General features: G+C 69.9%; 17 protein-coding genes and 1 other RNA gene. 8 read left to right on the top strand and 10 right to left on the bottom strand.

Going from position 1 to position 19,405, the window contains the following annotated elements; genetic code table 11:
- Nucleotides 1-64 precede the first annotated feature (64 nt).
- Nucleotides 65-1,570: an alpha/beta fold hydrolase gene (locus tag ACWDTD_RS11320; RefSeq protein WP_449747195.1), complete on the bottom strand. Its 1,506-nt coding sequence runs from the start codon at nt 1,568-1,570 to the stop codon at nt 65-67.
- 205 nt (nt 1,571-1,775) lie between these two features.
- On the opposite strand from ACWDTD_RS11320, the gene panB reads away from it, so the two are divergent.
- The 3 genes from panB to ACWDTD_RS11335 are packed head-to-tail and all read left to right on the top strand — an operon-like array spanning nt 1,776 to nt 5,223.
- Nucleotides 1,776-2,654: a 3-methyl-2-oxobutanoate hydroxymethyltransferase gene (panB, locus tag ACWDTD_RS11325; RefSeq protein WP_449747196.1), complete on the top strand. Its 879-nt coding sequence runs from the start codon at nt 1,776-1,778 to the stop codon at nt 2,652-2,654.
- 56 nt (nt 2,655-2,710) lie between these two features.
- Nucleotides 2,711-3,679, top strand: coding sequence for a prolyl aminopeptidase (gene pip, locus ACWDTD_RS11330; protein WP_449747197.1), 969 nt, complete (start codon nt 2,711-2,713; stop codon nt 3,677-3,679).
- 44 nt (nt 3,680-3,723) lie between these two features.
- Complete coding sequence (locus ACWDTD_RS11335; protein WP_449747198.1) at nt 3,724-5,223, top strand: CYTH and CHAD domain-containing protein; 1,500 nt, start codon at nt 3,724-3,726, stop codon at nt 5,221-5,223.
- 3 nt (nt 5,224-5,226) lie between these two features.
- Here ACWDTD_RS11335 and ACWDTD_RS11340 read toward each other — a convergent pair whose 3' ends face one another.
- The 6 genes from ACWDTD_RS11340 to cobC all read right to left on the bottom strand — a co-directional run bounded on the left by ACWDTD_RS11340 (nt 5,227) and on the right by cobC (nt 10,848).
- On the bottom strand, nt 5,227-6,651 hold the full coding sequence (locus ACWDTD_RS11340) for an RNB domain-containing ribonuclease (RefSeq protein ID WP_449747199.1): 1,425 nt from the start codon (nt 6,649-6,651) through the stop codon (nt 5,227-5,229).
- Nucleotides 6,652-6,707: 56 nt separating this feature from the next.
- An RNA gene (gene rnpB / locus ACWDTD_RS11345) (RNase P RNA component class A) lies at nt 6,708-7,116 on the bottom strand.
- 34 nt (nt 7,117-7,150) lie between these two features.
- Nucleotides 7,151-7,795: a histidine phosphatase family protein gene (locus ACWDTD_RS11350; RefSeq protein WP_449747200.1), complete on the bottom strand. Its 645-nt coding sequence runs from the start codon at nt 7,793-7,795 to the stop codon at nt 7,151-7,153.
- A 25-nt stretch (nt 7,796-7,820) separates the two neighbouring features.
- Complete coding sequence (locus tag ACWDTD_RS11355) at nt 7,821-8,558, bottom strand: zinc ribbon domain-containing protein (RefSeq protein WP_449747201.1); 738 nt, start codon at nt 8,556-8,558, stop codon at nt 7,821-7,823.
- Between the two features lie 51 nt (nt 8,559-8,609).
- Entirely contained in the window at nt 8,610-9,752 is a 1,143-nt protein-coding gene (locus ACWDTD_RS11360) for a Nif3-like dinuclear metal center hexameric protein (protein WP_449747202.1), read from the bottom strand.
- Nucleotides 9,739-10,848, bottom strand: a complete 1,110-nt coding sequence (gene cobC, locus ACWDTD_RS11365; protein WP_449747203.1) for an Rv2231c family pyridoxal phosphate-dependent protein CobC — start codon at nt 10,846-10,848, stop codon at nt 9,739-9,741. Before cobC ends, ACWDTD_RS11360 begins: the two co-directional genes overlap by 14 nt.
- A gap of 33 nt (nt 10,849-10,881) precedes the next feature.
- Here cobC and ACWDTD_RS11370 point away from each other — a divergent pair, with 33 nt between their 5' ends.
- The 3 genes from ACWDTD_RS11370 to ACWDTD_RS11380 all read left to right on the top strand — a co-directional run bounded on the left by ACWDTD_RS11370 (nt 10,882) and on the right by ACWDTD_RS11380 (nt 13,088).
- Entirely contained in the window at nt 10,882-11,565 is a 684-nt protein-coding gene (locus ACWDTD_RS11370; protein ID WP_449747204.1) for an HAD hydrolase-like protein, read from the top strand.
- Nucleotides 11,558-12,034 carry a low molecular weight protein-tyrosine-phosphatase gene (locus ACWDTD_RS11375; RefSeq protein WP_449747205.1) on the top strand — a complete coding sequence of 159 codons (477 nt, stop codon included), beginning with the start codon at nt 11,558-11,560 and terminating at the stop codon, nt 12,032-12,034. Before ACWDTD_RS11370 ends, ACWDTD_RS11375 begins: the two co-directional genes overlap by 8 nt.
- Before the next feature lie 73 nt (nt 12,035-12,107).
- Nucleotides 12,108-13,088 (top strand): SURF1 family cytochrome oxidase biogenesis protein, encoded by a 981-nt coding sequence (locus ACWDTD_RS11380; protein WP_449747206.1) that lies wholly within the window; start codon nt 12,108-12,110, stop codon nt 13,086-13,088.
- On the opposite strand, the gene ACWDTD_RS11385 is transcribed toward ACWDTD_RS11380, so the two are convergent.
- Complete coding sequence (locus tag ACWDTD_RS11385) at nt 13,066-14,043, bottom strand: cobalamin biosynthesis protein (protein WP_449747207.1); 978 nt, start codon at nt 14,041-14,043, stop codon at nt 13,066-13,068. The two genes, ACWDTD_RS11380 and ACWDTD_RS11385, sit on opposite strands and share 23 nt — an antisense overlap.
- A 47-nt stretch (nt 14,044-14,090) precedes the next feature.
- On the opposite strand from ACWDTD_RS11385, the gene ACWDTD_RS11390 reads away from it, so the two are divergent.
- Nucleotides 14,091-14,963 (top strand): spermidine synthase, encoded by an 873-nt coding sequence (locus tag ACWDTD_RS11390; RefSeq protein ID WP_449747208.1) that lies wholly within the window; start codon nt 14,091-14,093, stop codon nt 14,961-14,963.
- Nucleotides 14,964-15,175: 212 nt separating this feature from the next.
- Nucleotides 15,176-17,071 (top strand): protein kinase domain-containing protein, encoded by a 1,896-nt coding sequence (locus ACWDTD_RS11395; RefSeq protein WP_449747209.1) that lies wholly within the window; start codon nt 15,176-15,178, stop codon nt 17,069-17,071.
- 27 nt (nt 17,072-17,098) lie between these two features.
- Here ACWDTD_RS11395 and ACWDTD_RS11400 read toward each other — a convergent pair whose 3' ends face one another.
- Both ACWDTD_RS11400 and ACWDTD_RS11405 read right to left on the bottom strand, forming a co-directional pair.
- Complete coding sequence (locus tag ACWDTD_RS11400) at nt 17,099-17,920, bottom strand: maleylpyruvate isomerase family mycothiol-dependent enzyme (RefSeq protein ID WP_449747210.1); 822 nt, start codon at nt 17,918-17,920, stop codon at nt 17,099-17,101.
- Between the two features lie 26 nt (nt 17,921-17,946).
- Nucleotides 17,947-19,278 (bottom strand): family 1 glycosylhydrolase, encoded by a 1,332-nt coding sequence (locus ACWDTD_RS11405; protein ID WP_449747211.1) that lies wholly within the window; start codon nt 19,276-19,278, stop codon nt 17,947-17,949.
- Nucleotides 19,279-19,405 lie beyond the last annotated feature (127 nt).

Raw genomic sequence — 19,405 nt, forward strand, 5'->3', positions numbered from 1 at the left:
CCTGTTAAATCCGTGTTACATTCACAAATCGAACTCGACATGCTGCGGAAATATACCGCAAATCTCAACATGTGAGAGGGCCGTTCGGAATCGCGAGACGCGAGAAATAGGCATCGACGGCCGAGTCCACGCAGACGTTTCCCTGCAGTGCTGCCGTATGGCCGTACCCGCCGACGCTGATCAACCGGGCCCGCAGCCGAGTGGCCGCCGCAACCCCCGCCGCGTACGGGGTGGCCGGATCGTGCACGGTGGCCACCACCACCGGTGTCGGCGCGCCATCGGCGATGCCTTCTCGTCGCGGGGCCTCCTCACGCCGCCGGTCCGATGTCGGCCAGAATGCACACTCATCGAGCACACCACGGCCGGTGCCGCGACCGTCGTCGGCATACGGGGCCGCCTGCCGCTGCTCCCGATCCAACCGGTCCACCAGCGCGCGTTCGGTGATCTGCGGACCGTCCGAACACCGCACCGCCAGAAACGCGTCGGCCGAGTTGTCGTAGTGTCCCGCCGCGTCACGGCCCTCCATCGTGTCGGCCAACGACATCAGGGTTTGCGCGCCCCGGTTCTGCCCATCAGGTCCGGGCGCGATGCCGGCCAACCCCGAACGCAAGGTGGGCCACAGGTCGCGCCGATACAGCGCCATGCCGGTCGCCTCCACCGCGGCGTCGTAGGTGAGCAGGCGACCGTCGGCAATGCGGACCGGGCGTTGCCGCAGCGGCCGGACCAGGCGTTGGTACTCCGACACCGCACCGGCGGGATCGGCACCCAGCGGGCACTCCGGAATCCGGGCGCAGTCGGCGGCGAAACCCGCGAACACATCCTGGAAAGCGCGCGCCTGGGCCAGCGTCGCGGCGATCGGATCGGCGTCGGGATCATCCACGCCGTCGAGGACCAGTGCCCCGATGCGCGACGGATGGTTGCGCGCGTACTCGATGCCCAGCCGGGATCCGTAGGAGTACCCGAGAAAGTCGATTCGGTTCTCTCCCAGAGCGATTCGGATACGCTCGAGATCCTCGACAACGAAGCCGGTGCCCAGGCGGGTCAGCACTTCGCTACCCACGCGTGTGCGGCAGAGTCCGGCGACACGGCGGGCGTCGCGTTCTGCGGCGGCGATCCCCGCCGGCGACCGGTCTCCCAGATCGGCCGAGCGTTGCGCGTCGCGTTCGGCGTCGGTGCGGCACCGGACGGTCGGCGTGGAGCGACCCACACCCCGCGGATCAAAGCTCACCACGTCGTGATCGAGAGTGAATCGCATGGCGCTCAGGCGTGGCGCCGCCCCCAAGAGATACCGCACCCCCGAGGCGCCCGGCCCGCCCGGATTGATCACCACCGTGCCCTGCGCGGGTCCGGAAGCGCGTAGCCGCGCGAGCGCCAGCGTCACGGTGCCGCCGCCCGTGGCCGGGTCCAGCGGCACGCGCAGCAGACCACATTGCAGACGCCCTGCCAGGTCGCCGACCGCGGGCGCGTCCGGGCACGCTTCCCACCCGATCGCGCCGGTGTCACCGGGTCGCGATGCGGGCGCGCAGGCAGACACCAGGCCGATCGCGACCACGAATACGGCGGGCAGCACTCGGCGCGACCACCCCCGCCGACGGGCTCGACCTCCCCCGCATCCGCCCGGCATGCCGCGAATCGTACGGCGTCGGTCCGGGCGAAGATGTGAGCAATGACACTCCGGTGCCGGGTTACCGACAGGTTGCCTGATGGGAGAATCGGGGTGTCATCAACCGCCCGGGTACCTGCCACGCAGGACTCGAGGAAGAAAAGAGACAACGATGTCGCCTGAGGCAACCTCTTCAGACGTGCCCGTATACGGCACGACTCCCGATTCGACCCCCACCGATTCCGGCACGGCCCGGCGCCGCACCACCCGTGTGCATCATCTCGCCGCGATGAAGGAAAGCGGCGAGAAATGGTCGATGCTCACCGCCTACGACTATTCGAGTGCCCGCATCTTCGACGACGCCGGAATCCCGGTTCTGCTGGTGGGCGACTCCGCCGCCAACGTCGTCCTCGGCTACGACACCACCATCCCGGTATCGATCGACGAACTGATGCCGCTGGCCCGCGCCGTGGTGCGCGGAGCACCGCACGCCCTCGTGGTCGCCGACCTGCCGTTCGGCAGCTACGAGGCCGGACCGCAACAGGCGCTGGCCTCGGCGGTGCGCTTCTTCAAGGAGGCGGGTGCGCACGCGGTCAAGCTCGAGGGCGGCGAACGCGTCGCCGAGCAGATCGCCACCCTCACCGCCGCAGGCATCCCGGTGATGGCCCACATCGGCTTCACCCCGCAGAGCGTCAACGGACTCGGCGGGTTCCGTGTGCAGGGCCGTGGTGATGGCGCCGACCAGCTCATCGCCGACGCCATCGCCGTGCAGGAGGCCGGAGCCTTCGCCGTGGTGATGGAGATGGTGCCCGCCGACATCGCCGGCCAGATCACCCGTAAGCTCACCATCCCCACCGTGGGTATCGGCGCGGGCAACGAAACCGACGCCCAGGTGCTCGTCTGGCAGGACATGGCCGGATTCACCCACGGCAAAACCGCTCGGTTCGTCAAGCGCTACGCCGACGTGGGCGGGCAATTGCGCACCGCCGCAGCGACATACGCCGACGAGGTGCGTCGCGGCGTGTTCCCCGGTCCCGAACACAGCTACTGAGCAGCTCGTGCGCCGACACCGGCGCACGAGCCATCGGCGCCCCCTACAGTTGGGGCATGCGCGACTTCTACCCGGCCCTCGAACCATATGCACGGGGCCACCTCGACGTCGGTGACGGGCAGCAGATCTATTGGGAGACCTCGGGGAATCCGGACGGCAAACCGGCCGTCTTCGTGCACGGCGGCCCCGGTGGCGGTACCGCGCCGGACCAGCGACGCTTCTTCGATCCGGCGCGCTACCGCATCGTGCTGTTCGACCAGCGCGGCTGCGGCAAGTCGCGTCCGCACATCGCCGACGGAGCCGACCTGTCGGTGAACACCACACCCAAGCTGATCGCCGACATGGAGGCGTTGCGATCGCACCTGGGCATTGATCGCTGGCAGGTGTTCGGCGGGTCGTGGGGTTCCACGCTGGGTCTCGCCTACGCGCAGACACACCCCGATCGGGTGACCGAGCTGGTACTGCGCGGCATCTTTCTGCTGCGTCGCAGCGAGATCGACTGGTACTACAACGGGGGCGCCGCCCACATCTACCCCGATGTGTGGGAGTCGTACCTGGCCCCGATTCCCGACGACGAACGCGACGGCGACCTCGTCGCCGCCTATCACCGGCTGCTCACCTCCGACGATCCGCACGTCGCGCAGTCGGCGGCCCGAGCGTGGACCGGGTGGGAGCAGGCCACCAGCTACCTGCTACCCAAACCCGAGGAGGCCGCGGCGGCGAAGGAGGACGCGGGCCCACGTTTCGATCTCGCCTTCGCCTCGATCGAGAACCACTACTTCGTCCATCACGGCTTCCTCGACGACGGTCAGTTACTGCGCGACATCGACCGCATTGCCGGCATTCCCGGCGTCATCGTGCAGGGACGCTACGACGTGGTCTGTCCGCTGCGCAGCGCATGGGATCTGCACCGGGCGTGGCCGTCGGCGACGCTGCACATCGTGGCCGATGCGGGCCACGCATCGTTCGAACCGGGAATCAAGCATCACCTCATCGAGGCCACCGACGCCTTCGCCGACCGATGATTCCGCTGCCCTAGACTGGATTCAAGCGACGAACAGGAGGACCCGTGCCGCCAACCGAACAGGTCGAGGTGGAGTTGAAGTTCGACGTCGGGTCGAACGTCGCCGCCCCGGACCTGAGGGTGTTGCCCGGTGTGGTGTCGGCCAGGGTCCCGGAGACATTCGGCCTCGACGCCACCTACTTCGACACCGAGAACCTCGATCTGGCCACCAACAAGATCACCATGCGCCGGCGCCGCGGCGGCCATGACGAGGGCTGGCACCTCAAGCGCCCCGCCGACGTTCCCGGTGCACGTCGCGAGCTCCGCATCGGCTTCGACGACGCTCCCGCCGACGGCGACATCCCCGACGCGCTGCTGATTCCGGTGCTCGCCCTCACCCGGCACCGCCCGCTGATCCCGGTGGCGGCGATCTCCACCTCGCGCACGATCACCACCCTGCTCGGCGTCGACGACGAACCGCTCGCCGAGTTCGCCGAGGATCGCGTGACCGCGCAGTCGCTGCTGCCCGGCGGGGCCTCGCAGCAGTGGTCGGAATGGGAGTTCGAACTCCTCGAGGGCGGCACCCCCAAGCTGCTCAAAGCAGCCCACAAGCTGCTGCGCGGTGCCGGCGGTACCGAACCGTCGAGCGCTTCCAAGCTCGCCCGGGCAATCGGTTCCACGCCTGCCGCCGACAACGCCGTGCCCGCACTGGGGCGTCACCCCACCGCCCTGGAACTCGTCATCACCGACGTCGCGATCCATCGCAACTCGTTGATCGCCTACGACCCCCTGGTCCGAGTGGATGCCGACGACGCCGTGCATCAGATGCGCGTGGCCACCCGACGCCTGCGCAGCGTGCTCTCGGGGTTTCCCACCGTGCTCGACGCGGCGCGCACCGCGCACCTCGACGCCGAACTGAAACTGTTGGCGCGCATCCTCGGTGAGGCCCGCGATTCAGAGGTGCAGCTGGCGATCGACACGTCGCTGCTGCGCAGCGAGTCGGCGTCGGATGCGCTGCGCAGCGTGCTCACCGGAGCCGAATCGGCGGTGCACGACCGCGCGATACGGGCCGCGCACGCGGCGATGAACTCGAACCGCTACTTCGAATTGCTCGACGCGATCGACGAACTGATCGCCGACCCGCCGCCGGGCCCGGACGCGGACATGTCGGCCTCCGATGCCGTCGACAAGGCGATCGCCAAGAGCCGCAAGCAGATCCGCAAGGCGCAGGGCACCTTGGCCGGCCTCGCCGAAGGCTCCGACGAGTGGTCCGAGCATCTGCACACCATCCGTAAACGCGCCAAGCGGTTGCGCTACAGCACCGACGCCGCCGAGCCGTTGGGCAAGAAGAAGTATCGGCAGATCGGCGACGTCGCCAAGGAGATCCAGTCGGCTCTCGGGGATTACAACGACACCCACATCAACCGGTCACGGTTGGCGGAGCTGGCCGCGTCGGGCGAACTGTCCGGGCACGATCTGTTCGTCCTCGGTCGCATCGACGCGCATCAGGAGTTCGACGGTGCGCGCGCGATCGAGGCGTACCGGAAGGCCGCGAAGAAGCTCTGAACGTCACGTCGCGGGCGAGAACAGCACTGTCCGGGTGGCGGGGTCGGCGGCGGCGAGCCGCACCGAAAGCCGGCTCGCCTGCGCGGGACTGCCCTCACACGCGGCGATGATCGCGGGTTGGTCGATCACGATGCGCGCCGGACGTGTGTCGGTGGCGGCGGCGAGCACCACGGCGTCGAACCGTTCGCCGACGCGGTCGGCGAGTACGACGGACTCGGCGAGGTCGATGCTCTGCCGGTCGGCGGCAGAACCGAGTGAATCGGCCGAGCGCAACAGTTTCGGCATCGTCGGCAACGCGCGGATCACCCAATCGGGTACCGGCTCGCCAGCGGTGACCGACAGGCACACCTCGGTGGCGAAGCGGTCACCGAGTCGGCGCAGCGGCGCTGTCACGTGCGCGTACACGCCCCCGATCGCGGCGTGCACCATCTCATTCGGCGTCTGCGTCCGGCTCTCGCCCGTCCCGGCAGGCAACGCGAGATAGCCCGCACCCCGCATCAGCGACGCGGCATGCGACATCAGTGCGAGCGTTTGCGGAGTGTCGGCGGGTAGCCCGGCGAGGAACTGTCCCGGGGTGGCTCCGGTGGGCCACGTCACCCCGAGTGCCGTGGCGGTCGCCGCGAGGTCGTCGACGGCCTCGGGCGCGGCGGGCGGCAGGGTCCGGAGCAGCCCGACCCCCGCGTCGCGCATGATGGTTCCCGCGCACATGCCGGTGAGCAGCGACAGCTCGGAGTTCCACATGTCGGCGGGCGTCTTCGGTGCGATCTGTAGTGTCCACCCGTCGGGTTCGCGCACGACCTCCTGATCGGGCAGGTCGAGTTCGATCGCTCCCCGGGCCAGCGCCACCCGGTGTCGCAGTTCCCCGAAGGCGGGCAGTGCGGCGATCGCGGGGTGCAAGCTGCCCGACTGTGCGTCGGCCCACACCCCCGCGTAGTCCAGGCGGGCGACCGAGCGTACCGACGCGCGGCGCACCGCCACGTCGGCGACCGCACCCTGCGGCGTCACCAGGATCGTCCAGAGCACGGCGGGCCGAATCCGGTCGGGCAGCAGCGATCCGGCGCCCTCGGAGAGCACCCGCGGGTGCAGCGGCACCGATCCGTCGGGAAAGTAGATGGTGCTGCCGCGGCGGCGGCTCTCCGCATCGAGTGCGTGTTCGGGGATCACCAGCGCGGCCACGTCGGCGATCGCGTAGTTCACCTCGTACCCGTCCTCGGTGACCGAGATCATCACGGCCTGGTCGAGATCCTTCGACCCCGGCGGGTCGATGGTGACCAACGGCAGGTCGGTGCGGTCTTCCCGGTCGGCGGCATGGGCGTCGACCGCGTGTTCGGCCTCGGCGAGCGCAGCGTCACCGTAGTCCTCGCTCACCCCGAGTTCGGTACGGATCGCGTCGAAGTCGATGTCGGGTGCGGAGAATCTGCGCTGCACACCAGCGACAGTATGTGAGCGCACCCTCCCGCGGGGCGCTGCACGCAGAACGGGGGCGAACGAGTCGGCGTGTAAGCCGGATCCTGTTCCGGCCCCGGGTCGGGGCCGGCGGCGACCATCCATCTGGGCACACCGTCGCCGGGTACCTCGAGCGGCCAACCCGCGGGCTCGGGCGAGCAGCCCTCGTGCACCCGCGCACGCGCACCGACCGGTGCGCGCTTCGGCCTTGCTCCGGGTGGGGTTTACCGAGCCGACGCGGTCACCCGTGTCGCTGGTGCGCTCTTACCGCACCGTTTCACCCTTACCGGTCTCGCGACCGGCGGTCTGTTCTCTGTGGCACTGTCCCGCGGGTCACCCCGGGTTGCCGTTGACAACCACCCTGCTCTGTGGAGTCCGGACTTTCCTCGGCGTGCGGCGTCCCCGGTGACCGGTCGTTCCGCGCGCCGCGGCCGCCCGGCCGACTCGTTCGCCCGTTCAGGATAGCGGGACCGCAGACGGGTCAGCGCAGGTGTGCGGTCTCGTTGACCGACCGCACCACCGACCCGCCGTCCGGGAAGAACTCGGTGACCGACACCGACGCCAGGTCGAGGTGCAGATGGAACAACAGCTCGGGTCCCACCCTCAATGCATGCTGCAGCAACGTCTTGATCGGGGTCACATGCGAGACCACGATCACCGTCTCGCCCGGGTATCGCCGCACCACCTCGTCCTTGGCGGCGATCACCCGTTGGGCGACCTGCGCGAAGCTCTCGCCGCCCGGGGCGGGCACGGTGGGGTCGCCGAGCCAGCGCGCGTGCACATTCGGATCACGATGCGCCGCTTCGGAAAACGTGAGCCCCTCCCACTCGCCGAAGTCGTTCTCCACGAACCCGGCGTCGCAGATCACCTCGCCACCGATGCGGTCGACGACGGCCTGCGCGGTCAGCCGGGCACGGTCGAGTGGCGAGCTGATGACGGCGGCGACGGGGGATTCGGCGGCGATGCGTGCGGCGGCGGCCTTCGCCTGCTGTTCACCGAGATCGGTGAGCGCGGGATTTCCCCTGCCCGAATACCGCCGATCCACCGACAGCGGTGTCTGGCCGTGCCGGAGTAGCACGATGCGGGTCGGCCGTGCACGCTGGCCCTGCCACGAGGGAGCGCTCACCGCCGGCGCGCTCCGGCGAGGTGGCTCACAGACCCGACTCGCCGGTCCGCACCAGCACCGCGCCGCACTCCTCGCAGCGGATCACCTCGTCGGCGTCGGCCCCGGCGATCGACGCGAGCGTGCCGCGGTCGATCTCCATTCGGCAGGCGCCGCAGCGGCGGGCCCGCAATAGTCCGGCACCCACCTTGCCCGCGGCACGCTGCCGCTCGTAGATCGCCGACAGTTCCGGCGCGATGTCGGCAGCGATCGCCGCGCGTCGCTCGGTTGCCGCCTGCCGGTCGGCTTCGATCTCCTGATACGCCGTGTCCCGGCGGTCACGGACGGCCGCCAGTTCGGTCTCGAGGTGTTCGGCCGTGGCCGAGGCCCGCTGACGCTCGGCCTCCACCGCCTCCTGCCGTTCCATGATCTCGAGCAGGTCGTCCTCGAGCATCGCCCGTCGGCGACCCAGCCCGGTGAGCTCGTGCTGCAGTTCGGAGAGCGCCTTGGCGGCGAGGCCACCTCCGGTCAGCAACGCGGAGTCCTTCTTCTCGCGGTCGGACATGCCGGTGACCTCGCTGTCGACGCGGCGGTACTCGCGGGTGAGGTCTTCGGCCGAGATCTCGGCGCGGACGTGGTCGTCGCGTGTCGACTCCAGCTTGCGGGTCAGTTCGGCGATCTCGGCGTCCTCGGGCAGCGTGCGGCCACGGTGATCGATCCGGGCAAGTTCGGCGTCGGCGTCGGCCAGATCGAGTAGGAGTCGTTGTGCCGCAGCATCGATCTTCATCGCACCTCCTCGGTCTCGGGTTCGCTCCACCGTACGCGCCCGCAGGTGGGCTCAGGCATCGGCATGCACGGTGAACGGATCGGTGGGCGCCGCGTACACCCGGGCGTCGATCCCGAGGGCACCACCGAGCAGTTCGACGACCTGCGGGCACCACGGGAACTCCGTCGCCCAGTGCCCCGCATCCACCAGCACCGGCCCGCCGGCACGCGTGGCCTCGTCGACCGGATGGTGGCGCAGATCTGCGGTGAGGTACAGGTCGGCGCCCGCTGCGGCGACGGCGCCGAGGAGCGAGTCGCCCGCACCGCCGCACACCGCCACCCGCGACACCAGTGCGTCGGGGTCGCCGGCGGCCCGCACGCCCCACGGCGTGCGCAGTCGTCGTGCGGCCAGCGCGGTGAACTCGCGCACGGTCATCGGGCGTTGCAGGGTGCCGATGCGTCCGAGACCCGTGTCGGAGTCGATGGGGGCGAGTTCGAGGACGTCGAATGCCGGTTCCTCGTACGGGTGGGCGGTGCGGAGCGCGGCGAGCACATCGCGTCGTATGCGTCGCGCGGCGACCATCTCGACTCGTGCCTCGTCGACGTGGGTGCGCTGCCCGATCTCCCCGATCGCCGGATTGGCCGCGTCCTGGGCCTCGAACTGGCCCGTCCCGACCACCGACCACGCGCAGTCGCGGTACTCGCCTATCGCTCCGGCGCCGGCGGCGAACATCGCCTCGGTCACCTGCTCGGCGTTGCCTTCGGGCACCATCACAGCCCATTTGTCCATCGGCGCGCGGGTTTTCGGCTCGATGGGCGAGGTGTTGTGTACGCCGAGGACATCGGCGAGCGCGTCGGAGACCCCGGGGCGTGCGCTGTCGGCGTTGGTGTGCGCGGTGAACAGGGCGGTGCGCGCCCGGATGAGCCGGTGCAGCACACGACCTTTCGGGGTGTCTGCGGCCACCGACTCGACGCCGCGCAGCAGCAACGGATGGTGGGCGACGATGATGTCGACGGCGGCGTCGGGATCGCAGGCGATGTCGACGACCGCGTCGGTCACGTCGACACACACCAGGGCGCGTCGCGCCGGTTCGTCGCGGTCGCCGCAGACCAGCCCTACCGCGTCCCACGTCTCGGCGAGTGCGGGCGGGTAGGCCAGATCGAGCAGATCGATCACGTCGCCGACCGTCGTCGCGGTCTGCTCAGCCGGTGCCATCGCCGACCTCCTTTCGCGCCCCGGTGAGGGCATCGAGCAGGGCGTCGACCTGCTGCGCGGGACGTACCGCCAACCGTAGGTGGTCGTCGGTGAGCCCGACGAAATTGGCACAACTGCGGACCGCGAATCCGCGGTCCCGCAGCGCCTGCCTGACCTGCAATCCGTTCGGCATGGCGACGAGTACGAAGGGCGCGGCCGGGTGGGTGCACACCGCCACCCCCGCATCGGTGAGCCGCTCGACCATCGCGGCCCGCTCGCCGATCATCTGTTCCGCGGCCCGGTCGGTGTACCGCCGGCCGTCGGGACCACAGCATTCGGCGAGGGCGACAAGCGCGGGCGTCGACACCGGCCACGGGCGACGGCCGCGGCTCAGCCGCTCGACGAGGTGGGGCGGGGCGAGCAGGTAGCCGGCGCGGAGCCCGGCCAGGCCGAAAGTCTTGGTGACGCTGCGGATGACGACGACATCGGGAAGCGCGACGCCGGCCAGCGACTCGGGTTCACGCCGACCGGTCACCGGGTGGGTGGTGAGATCGGCGAACGCCTCGTCCACGACGATGATCCGTCCGGGACGACGCATCGCCTCGATGGCTGCTCGTGGATGCAGCACCGAGGTCGGGTTGGTGGGATTGCCGAGCACCACCAGGTCGGCGGTGGGTGGCACGAGGTGGGCACTGTCGGTGTCGCGCAGCACCCACGGCGGCGGCAGCACCACCTGGCTGATCCGGGTTCCGGCGGCTCGCAGCGCCATCTCGGGTTCGGTGAATGACGGCTGGATCAGCGCGGCATGAGTCGCGCCCAGCCGCGGCAATGCCTCGAAGCCGTCGGCGGCCCCGGCGAGAAGCATCACCTCGGCGGGGTCGCGGCCGTGCAGGTCGGCGATGGTCGTGATCGCCCGCGTGACCAGTGCCTGGCCCGGATAGGACGTCACGTCGGCGAGCGAGGACACCAGTGCGTCGCGAAGGAACGCAGGCGGGTCGCCCCGCACATTCACCGCGAAGTCGATCAACCCGGCACCCGTGTCGGCGTCGCCGTGACGCCCGGGTGCGCGCAGTTCCTCCGTGCATTCCGGAACGCCGTGGACCGGCCCGACCGTCATACCCGACGAGCCTACGTGCACGATGGAACCGTGATGTTGCAGGCAGACCCCCGCGACCCGGCCACGACCCTGCTCGTGGACCTCGACGGCACCCTCACCGACAGTTTCGCCGGTATCGCCAACAGTTTTCGGCATGCGTTGGACGCGGTGGGCGCACCACCCCCACCCGACGAGGTGGTGGCGGGAATCGCCGGACCGCCGATGATCGACACCCTGCTCGGGCTGGGGCTCGACCAGGCCACCGCCGACGCCGCGATGCGTGCCTACCGGCGCCGTTACACCGACGTCGGGTGGCTGGAGAATGCGTTGTTCGACGGTGTCGCCGATCTGGTGGCCGATCTGTCGGCAAGTGACCGACGACTGGCGATTGCGACGTCGAAGAATCAGAACACCGCGCGCACCATCCTCGACCACTTCGGCCTGGCCGGGTATTTCGAGGTGATCGCCGGAGCCAGCGACGACGGCTCGCGGCGCAGCAAATCCGACGTGATCGCCCATGCTTTGGCAGAATTGGACATTGACCCCGATTCGGGCCCGCCGCGCCTCGATCGGCCGGCTGTGATGATCGGCGACCGATCGCACGACGTCGAGGGTGCGGCGGCTTTCGGTATCCCCACGATCGTCGTCGGATGGGGATACGCGTTGCCCGGAGAAGGGCACGACGCCGCATGGCGTGTCGAGACCGTCTCCGATCTGCGAAAGGTGCTGGGTGTCTGATCAACTGCACGTGTGTTTCGTGTGCACCGGCAACATCTGCCGTTCGCCGATGGCGCAGAACATCTTCCGTTCCGCGCTCGCCGACGCCGGACTCGCCGACCGGGTGCAGGTGTCGAGTTGCGGCACCAGCGGCTGGCATGTGGGCGAGCCCGCCGACAACCGCGCACGGACCGAACTGCTCGCGCACGGGTACTCCGACGGTCACGTCGCGTCGCAGCTCAGCCCGGACCACTTCGACGCCGACCTGCTGGTTGCCATGGACGCCGGGCACGTGAAGGAACTCGAACGCAAACGCCTCGGCGACCGGGTGACGCTGCTGCGCAGTTTCGATCCCGCTGCCGGCGACGACCTCGACCTCGCCGACCCCTATTACGGCACCGAAGCCGACTTCGCCGTCGCACGCGAACAGATCGAGGGCGCCATGCCCGGCCTGCTCGCCTGGGTCAATGCCGAGTTGGCGGAGCGCTGACGCGCCCGACCATCGGGTGCTGATCGCCACCCGCCGCCGTCTCGGGGTGCGCGATGCACAGTAACGTTGAGGTATGCGGACGCTGCGAACCTTCCTGCGGCCCGGGTGGATCGCCCTGGCCATCGTGGTGGTCGCATTCGCCGCACTGTGCTTTTCCATCCTGGCGCCGTGGCAGCTGGGCAAGAACACCCGAACCTCCGAGCGCAATCACCTGATCGAACAGGCGGTGACCATCAAACCGGCTCCGCTGGAATCGCTGACCACTCCGGGCGTCTTCGACGCCGGCAAAGAATGGCGTGAGGTCACGATGACCGGCGAGTTCCTCACCGACAAACAGGCGCTGGTCCGTCTTCGTTCGGTCGACGAACAGCCGGCGGTGGAGGTGCTGACGCCGTTCCGGGTGGCCGGTGGCGACCGGGTACTGGCCGTCGACCGCGGTTATGTGCGGCCACAGCAGGGCGGACTGCCCGACGTTCCGGCGCCCCCGTCCGGTGAGGTGACCGTCACCGGACGCATCCGGGCCGCCGAGGGCACCATCGCCGGGCGCGGCGCGGGGATGGTGGACGGGGCGTTGTCGATGTACACCGTCGACCCGCCCGAACTGGCCCGCGCCACCGGCACCCGCATGGATCCGTTCTACATCCAGCTCTCGCCCGACCAGCCGGGATCACTCGGCGAGATCCCGCTGCCCCAGCTCGATTCGGGGCCGTACCTGTCCTACGGGCTGCAGTGGCTCGCCTTCGGCATCATGGCCCCGCTCGGCGCCGGTTACTTCATCTACTCCGAGATCGGGCAGCGGCGCCGCGCGAAGGCCGCGGCCGAGGGTGTCGGCGACCCGGACTCCGTCAGCGAACCCGCGCCTGGCGAGGCACCAGCGGCCGGACGCCGACCACCACCCGACCGGGCCGCCCGGCGCCGCCTGCGACGCGCGGAACTGCGTGGCGAGACTCCGACCGGCCCCGATGACGAGTTGACCCGGATCGGCGCCGGACCCGACACCGAACACGCCCCACGGCAGGTGCGCGACAAACTCACCGAACGCTACGGCGGCTGACCCCGAGGATCGATCCCGCCACCACCGCCACCGCAACGGGCACGGCCGCGGCCTGCACCCGCTCCGACAGCGTGGCGGCCGCGCGCAACTCAACGACCCCGGGAGGCCGCCCGCGACCGAGCACCGGTCGCTCCTCGACACCGTGCGGGTAGACGGTACGGCCGCCGAGTCGCAGGCCCAGGGCACCGGCGAACGCCGACTCGACCACGCCCGCATTCGGGCTCGGGTGACGCCGCGCGTAGCGCCGCCAGGACCCCAGCGCGGCGCGTGATCGGGAACCCATGGCGGCGGTGAGCACGCCGGTCACCCGCGCCGGGATCAGATTCGCCGCGTCGTCCAACCGCGCCGACGCCCACCCGAACCTGCGGTATCGCTCGTTGCGGTATCCCACCATCGCGTCGAGTGTGTTGATCGTGCGGTACACCAGCAGACCGGGGACCCCGGCGACCGCACCCCACAGCAGCGGCGCGACGGTGGCGTCGGAGGTGTTCTCGGCGATCGACTCCACGGCGGCACGACAGATTCCCGCGGCGTCGAGCGATTCGGGATCGCGACCGCACAGGCTGGGGATCGTCGCGCGCGCGGCACCGATGTCGCCGGCGGCCAGCGCGTCGGCAACCTCATCGCCCACCCGGACGAGACTGGTCCCGCCGAGCACCGTCCACGTCGTGGCCGCGGTCAGGACGAGCAGCGGGATCGGTGAGCTGCCACGCATCGCGACCCGCTGCGCGCAGGTGCCCGCCGTGGCGCCCGCGGCCACCCAGACCGCCGTGAAGATCGTTCCCCGCATCCGCGAGTCGGCGTACAGCAGGTGTTCGGTGACCGCGATCGCCCGCCCGAGTCCGGCCACCGGGTGCAGCCGCTGCGGGTCGGCCACCAGACGGTCGAGGACGAACCCGGCAGCGAGGCCGATCGCGGTGGCCCATCGGCGGTGGCGGCCACGCGGATCGGTCATCGCGCGATCCTAACGCGCATCGCCGCACCGGTAGCATGGACTGCTCGATGGTCAGATCAGTCCCCACCCCCGTTCCCGGCAATCACCGCATCGACACCGGCATCGCCGAACTGCAGCCGGACCCGATCTCGGGTGGCTGGCTCCTGCTCATCAATGGCACGCACAGCTCGCACATTCATCCCGACGACCCCACCGCGTTGGATTTCGAGTATCTGCGGCAGATGGCCGCGGTCATCGAGGATCGATACGGGCACCGCGACGGTGGGGATGGCGCGACGCCACCGCTGCGCGTGCTGCATCTCGGTGGCGCGGCCTGCGCACTGCCCCGCTACCTCGCCGACCGGTATCCGCGCGCCCGCCAGGTTGCCGTCGAGATCGACGCCACCCTGGCGCGACTGGTGCGGGAGTGGTTCGACCTGCCACGGGCGCCCGCCCTGCGCATCCGCGTCGGCGACGCACGTGAGGTTGTCGAGGCGCTCACGGAGGGTTCCCGCGACGTCGTGGTGCGCGACGCGTTCGACGGTGACCGCGCTCCGTCGCACCTGACGACGGTGGAATTCGTCCGTGCGGTCCGCCGGGTGCTCGCGCCCGGGGGTCTGTACCTCGCCAACTGTGGCGACGGCCGCAACCTGGAGCTGGTCCGGGCCGACGCGGCCGCGGTGGCCGAGGTGTTCGCGAATGTCCTGCTCGTCGCGGACCCCGCGATGCTCAAGGGCAGACGGACCGGCAATGTGGTGGTGGTGGGCAGCGACGCTCCGCTGGAACCGTCCGCGGCACTGGTGCGGACCCTGCTCAGCGACCCGCTGCCGGCGCGAACCATCTCGGGTGCCGCGGCTCGCCAATTCGGTCGCGGGCGTGCCCGCCGGGACCCGCAGCCCGGCGACGTCGGCGAAGTCGATCAAACGAAGGACAAACGCTGAAGTACCGCGAATCTGCGAGTGTGGCATCGCGGATTTCCCGTCAAAAGCCCAGGATCGCTGTCGTCTCACCGGCCGACACGTCGCTCGATCCGACATCCGAGCCGATAGGGTGAGCACCATTCCCAACGGGCGAATCCGACGCGGATGGCGTCGTCACCCGCACCGCCGCGCGACCACTCGGAGGACACCACACGCATGACCGGGCCGAACCCATGAGCGCGCCGAACACGCGTACGGGTCAGCAGCTGGGCCCCTACCGCATAGGAAAGCTGCTGGGCCGCGGCGGTATGGGCGAGGTGTACGAGGCGTACGACACGACGAAGGAACGCACGGTCGCGCTGAAACTGCTTCCACCGCAGTACATCCAGAGCGCCGAATTCCGCGACCGGTTCGAACGCGAGTCACGCACGGCCGCGCGGCTGTCCGACCCGCACATCATCCCCATCCACGATTTCGGCGAGATCGACGGCCTGCTGTTCATCGACATGCGGTTGGTCGACGGCAGGGATCTGCGGGCCGTCCTGGCCGACGGACCACTCGACCCGGCACGGGCGGTCGCGCTGCTCAGCCAGATCGCGGGTGCGTTGGACGCCGCCCATCGCAACGGCCTGGTCCACCGCGACGTGAAACCCGACAACATCCTGGTCGACGGGGAGGACTTCGCGTATCTCGTCGACTTCGGTATCGCGCACGGCACCACCGACCCCCGCTACACCATGGTGGGAACCGCGCTCGGATCGCTGGCCTACATGGCACCGGAACGATTCGACGACGCCCCCGCCGGTCCCCCGGCCGACATCTATTCGCTGGCCTGCGTGCTCTACGAGTCCATCACCGGTCACACCCCGTTCGAGAGCAACTCCGATCAGGCGCTGATGACCTCGCACATCACCAAACCACCGCCGACAACCGGCGGGCCGCTCGACCCGGTGATCGCCAAGGGCATGGCGAAGAATCCGGCGGAGCGGTACTCCGGCGCCCGGGAGATGATGCGCGCGGCCGCCGCCGCGTTGTCGGCACCCACGACACCGATGCGCGGCCCGGCACCCGGTCTCGCGCCTCGCCCGGGTCCGCCGGCGACACCGCCGCCCGGGATCGGGTCCGGGCCCACCGTGGTCGGTCCGCTGGGTGGGGCCGCGACATCGGGCCCTACGATGCCACGCGGACTCTACGGCCGCCCCGATATGCACGCCGCTCAGCACCCGTCCGGGCCGCAGGGCTCCTGGCCCGCGGGCCCGCCCGCCCCGGCGGGCGGCGGGGGCGCATCCGGCCCACCGCCGTCGGCGTCGGGACCACAGTCGTTCTCGGGGCCGTGGTCGCCGGGCGGGCCGCCGCCGAAGAAGCCCGGGCGCGGGCGGATGATCGCGGTGTTCTCGATCATCGGCGTGGCGGTGGTCGCGCTCGCGGTGACCGCGGTGGTTCTGGTGTCCGGTGGCGGCGATTCACCACCGCCCGGACCCGCCACGTCGTCGTCGACGCCCGTCGCCGCCGCGACATGCGAGTTCCACGACACCCCGGTCACCGGACCGAAAGCTCCCAAACCCGCTGCGCAACAGCCGGACACCGGAACCGTGGACGTCACGATGAACACCACCGCGGGTTCGATCGGACTGGAACTCGACCGCGCGAAGGCGCCGTGCAACGTCGGTGCCATCGTGTCGCTGACCAAGTCCGGCTTCTACGACAACACCACGTGTCACCGAGTCGGCGACGGCTACCTCATCTGCGGCGATCCCACCGGCGGGCAGGACTCGAATCCGGGATGGTCGAGCCCCGACGAGTTCCCCACCGACCTGGTCGCGGCCGGCGGCAACGACGACAAGGGACGACCACTGGTCACCTACCCGCGCGGCTCCATCGCGGTGGTCAACGTCGATCCGCCCGACCGCAAGGACCCGAAGCAGACGTTTGCCGCCAGCGCGTTCTTCATGCTCACCAAACCGGTCGACCAGCCGGCGGCCTACACGATCGTCGGCACCGTCGACGACGCCGGGCTCGCTGTCCTCGACCGAGTCGTCGCGGCCGGCTACGTCCCCGCGAAACCCGACGCGAAATACGGCCGTCCGTCGACGCCGGTCATCGTCACCACCGCCACCGTGCAGCAGTGATCGCTACTCCCCTGCGCGCCGGATTATTCAAATGACATAGTCGAGCCGGTCGAGGATGCTCTTGCCGAGTGCCTCGTCGCCGTCGATGCGCACCGCGCCGGGGTCCGCGTCGCGCCGACCGCCCGCGAGTCGCGCGAACACGGCGGTGTCGGCCCGCAAGGACACATCGGCCGACGCGTCGCCGTCGGGAAACTCCTCGACCGCGGCGGCGCGCTGGTCCACCGCGATCCGGACGGTGCGTCCCCCGGGTCCGGTGAGTTCGATGAGAACCCGTCGGCCCGACGGGACACCTGCGCGTTTGCCGACGACGAACGGAAGCGAGGCCTCGATCTCGTCGAACGCCCAGCCCGCCGTGACCGGGTCCGAGGGCGGTGCGACCGCGACGCCGTCGCGGAGATCGAGTTCGTGCATCCAGCAATCGAACACACGGATGCGCATGAAACGCCCATAGGTGTCGGGGCCCGCGGGGGTCATGGCCTCGGCGTCGAACTCCTCGTCGGACATCGCTTCGAGTGCCGCGGTGCGCACCCCCACGATCTCGTCGAATGCGGCGAGAACGTCGGCGCGCGGCCGATCGCGGAAATGCTCCACCCAGCCCTCATTGAGTTCGCCGATGGGGTTCCGGACGTGCGAGCGGCCGGAGATGTCCGCGGCCTGCGGGCGGCGTCCGGCCAACATGCTCTCGGTGCCGACGACATGCGCGATCACGTCGGCGTTGGACCAGCCCGACAGCACCGCGGGTGCCGACCACTGCGCCTCGGTGAGATCGCCGGCCAGTGTTCGCAGTGCGGCCCATTGGGCGCGCAGTGCGTCGGTGATCGCGGCCTTGTCGATGTGGGTGTGTGGCATGGATTCTCCTGATCGTCGTGTCGTTCTCAGCGGACCGGTTGAACACAGCTGTCGGGTGCTGCCACCACAGAACACCATTGCGGTGGGCGACTGGGCCGGTAGCCGGCGGGCACCCCACCGTCCGCGGTGATCTGCCGATAGACCGGCACCGCGTCGGTGGGGCGGCGACGAAGCGCCGGATCGGCCTTCACGTCCACCGTGTAGAGGCCGAATCGGGGTGTGTAGCTACCCCATTCGTAGTTGTCGGTGAGACTCCAGTAGTTCAGGCCCAGCACCGGGATACCGTCGCCGAGGGCGCGCTGCACCCAGTAGACGAGGTCACGCAGGTGATCGCCGCGCCGGTAGCCGTCGGGGCGAGGCGCACCCTTCTCGGTGGGCATCCCCGTTTCCACCACGTAGAGCGGTATGCCGGGGTTGCGGCGCGCCAGGTCGCGCAGGGCGTAGTAGAGGCCGTCGGCGGCGATGGACGCCTGCCACGGCGAGCCGGTGGCCGCGTTGATGGCGCTGAGGTCGGTCGGTGTGCCCGCGTAGTAGTAGTCCACGCCGAGGAAGTCGAGGGTGTCGCGCACCCGGTCGACGAAGGTGGTGTCGATGGCCGGCTCCGCAGTCGGCATGTAGGCGATGTTCGACGACACCATCGCGGTGTGGTCGCGACGGTGGATGTGCTGGTAGATGGCGCGATGCGCGGCGACGAGCCGGTCGAGCATGGCCGGCGCCAGGGCGGCGGGCAGACCGCCCATCCGTAGTTCGTTGATCACGTAGAACGTCGGTTCGTTGATCGTGATCCACAGGGGGTGGTAGTGCGCGTAACGGTCGACGACGAATCGCGCATTGCGCAGCCACGCGCCGGTGGTGCGCGGATCGGCCCAGCCGCCGCGGTCGGCGATCCATCCGGGATACACCCAGTGGTCCAGGGTGATCATCGGACGCATCCCCGCGGCGACGATCGCGGCGATCATGGTGTCGTAGTAGGAGATTTCGCGGGTGTCGAGCACACCCGGCCGGGGTTCGATGCGCGCCCATTCGACGCTCACGCGATACACCCTGACGCCCAGTCCTTTCGCGAGCGCGATGTCGGAGGCATAGCGATGCCGGAAGTCCACCGACGTGCCCACTCGATCGTCGGTGCGACCGGCCCGCTCGTAGCGCACCCAGTTGCTGTCCGGGGAAAATCCCTCGCTCTGGAAACCCGACGACGAAACACCCCACAGAAAGCCGGCAGGCACCGGACGCACCGCGCGCGGTGCGGCACCGGCTACCGCCGGAGTGACCACCGACGGCGCGAGTAGCGCACACGCCAGCGCCACGAGCACGGCGGCAACCACTGGTGATCGCCGTCGTCGTGCCGACCTCCGCATCGGTTCAGGATCGCAGACGGGGGGCGCCGCCGCGGCGGCAACGATCGAACTCGGCTCTGCCGCGGCATCGGCCTGAGCGCAGGTTTCGGCCGATTACCGCGCGCGATGTGTCATCGCGACCGTCTAG

This window comes from Gordonia sp. NPDC003425, from assembly GCF_053588635.1.